At 65.2% G+C, this 2570-nt stretch carries 1 protein-coding gene; it reads left to right on the forward strand.

All coding sequences use genetic code 11. The features are described from left to right. The coding region (locus AZG88_RS53640) for a non-ribosomal peptide synthetase (RefSeq protein WP_231914022.1) at positions 1-2570 on the forward strand (2570 nt) is incomplete at both ends.

Below are 2570 nucleotides of genomic sequence, written 5' to 3' on the forward strand. Positions count from 1 at the left end.
GTCGCATTGGAGCGGTCACCCGAGTTGGTCGTCGCGTTGTTGGCCATCCTCGAGGCCGGGGGCGGGTATCTGCCGATCGACCCCCGCTACCCGAGTGCACGGACCGGGTTCATCCTGACCGACGCCGCTCCGATCCTGATCCTGACCGACACCACCACCTCGAGCATGCTGCCCGACAACGGTATCCCCACGCTACTACTCGACGCGTACTCGGACGAGGTCGATCAACGGGAGGACATCCCCGGCGACAACGACCGCGCCACACCACTTCGGCCGGACAACACCGCGTACGTGATGTACACCTCCGGATCGACCGGCACCCCGAAAGGGGTCACGGTCGACCACCACAACGTCGTCAACTGCATGGTGCAGGTGGCCGCGAGTCTCGGTGGGCCAGGGCTGGCGCGGGTGCTGGCAAGTACGTCGGTGAGTTTCGACGTGTCGGTGTTGGAGATCTTCGCTGCGTTGTGCGCCGGCGGGAGTATCGACATTGTGCGTGACGTTCTCGTGCTCGGCGAACAGCGCGGCTGGACCGGGGGAGTGATCAGCACTGTCCCGTCGGCGTTCGAGGAGATACTCGATCAGATCGAGAGCACGGTGAGTGCCGAGACGGTGGTGTTCATCGGCGAGCAGTTGTCAGGGCAATTGCTCAGTGCAGTCGGTGCCGCGATTCCCGGTGTCCGGGTTGTCAACGGGTACGGTCCGACGGAGACCACCGTCTACGTGACGAGCCAGGTCGTGGAGTCGTCGGACAACCCTGTCGGTGGGTCGGTGCCGATCGGTGTGCCGGTACGGAATTCGCAGGTATTCGTGTTGGGCGCCGGGCTTCGGCCGGTTCCGGTGGGTGTGGTGGGGGAGTTGTATATCGCCGGGGTTCAGTTGGCGCGCGGCTATCTGGGCCGGCCCGGGTTGACGGCGGAGCGGTTTGTCGCATGTCCGTTCGGGGCGGTGGGTGCGCGAATGTATCGATCGGGGGATCTGGCGCGGTGGACTGCTGATGGTGTGCTCGAGTTCGTGGGACGTGCTGACGAGCAGGTGAAGGTGCGGGGGTTCCGGGTGGAGCCGGGGGAGATCGAAGCGGTACTACTGAAGCACCCGGCGGTGGCGCAGGCAGTGGTCATTGCCCGGGACACCCCGGCGACGGGCGGGCAGTTGGTGGGGTACGTCGTCCTCGAGCCCACCGACACCGACACGGGTGTGGGGGTACGAGAGTTCGTGACGGGGCGGCTCCCGGAGTACATGGTGCCGGCGGTGATCATGCTGGTGGATCGGTTGCCGTTGACGGCGAACGGGAAGCTGGATCGGAAAGCGCTACCGGCACCCGAGTTCACCGGTGGGATGTTCCGCGCGCCGCGGTCATCGATCGAGGAGACACTGCTCTCGCTTTTCGCTGACGTGCTGGACGTCCCGCGGGTGGGGATCGACGACAGCTTCTTCGATCTCGGTGGGCATTCGCTGTCCGCGACACGGTTGGTCGGGCGGATCCGCACGGTGCTGGGGAAGGAGGTCCCGATCCGGATGGTGTTCGAATCTCCTACGATCGCCGCACTGGCACCGCGACTCGGCTCCGGAGCGGTTCGGCCGCCGCTGGTCCCACGTACGCGGCCTGAGCGGGTGCCGTTGTCGTTCGCGCAGGCACGGCTGTGGTTCCTACACCGCTTCGAGGGCCCGTCGGCCATCTACAACATCCCGGTGACGGTGCGACTCACCGGCGACCTCGACACCGAGGCCTTGGTGGCGGCGATCGAGGACGTGATCGCCCGGCACGAGAGCCTGCGAACGATCTTCGGCGAAGCCGAGGGGATTCCGTTCCAGGAAATCCTTTCCACCGACGAGGTCCCTTCGCCAGTGCAGATAATCGACGTCGAGGCAGACGAGATACCCGCGGCAGTGACCACGGCTGCAGGGTATCGGTTCGACGTCGAACACGAAATTCCGATCCGGGCAACGTTGATGGCGTTCGGATCCCACGACCACATCCTGGTCTTGGTGCTCCACCATATTGCGGGGGACGGGGCGTCGTTGACACCGCTCGCACGTGACATCGCCGTCGCGTATGAGGCCCGTTCGGAGGGCAGGGTTCCGGGGTGGGCACCGCTGCCGGTGCAGTACGCCGATTACACCCTGTGGCAGCGAGAAGAACTGGGCAGTGAGCACGATCCGGGCAGTGTGATCTCCACCCAGCTCGACTACTGGAAAACCGAGCTGGCGGGGCTACCCGACTGCATCGAGCTACCTGCCGACCGGCGACGACCGGCCGCACCGAGTTACGGCGGCGGAGTGGTCGAGTTCTCGATCGGACCCGAACGTGCGACGGCGATAACCGAATTGGCTCACAATAGTGGGGCAACACCATCGATGGTATTGCAATCAATGCTGGCGGTAGTACTCCGCAGACTCGGTGCCGGGGGCGATGTCGCGATCGGCGGACCGATCGCGGGTCGCACCGACGAAGCGTTGACCGAGTTGGTGGGTTTCTTCGTCAATACCTGGGTGCTACGCGTCGATGTGTCGGGGAACCCGCGGTTCGACCAGGTGCTCGATCAGGTCCGGGGTAAGGCGTTGGCGGC

It is taken from the genome of Rhodococcus sp. LB1, assembly GCF_001583455.1.
Lineage (GTDB): Bacteria > Actinomycetota > Actinomycetes > Mycobacteriales > Mycobacteriaceae > Rhodococcus_F > Rhodococcus_F opacus.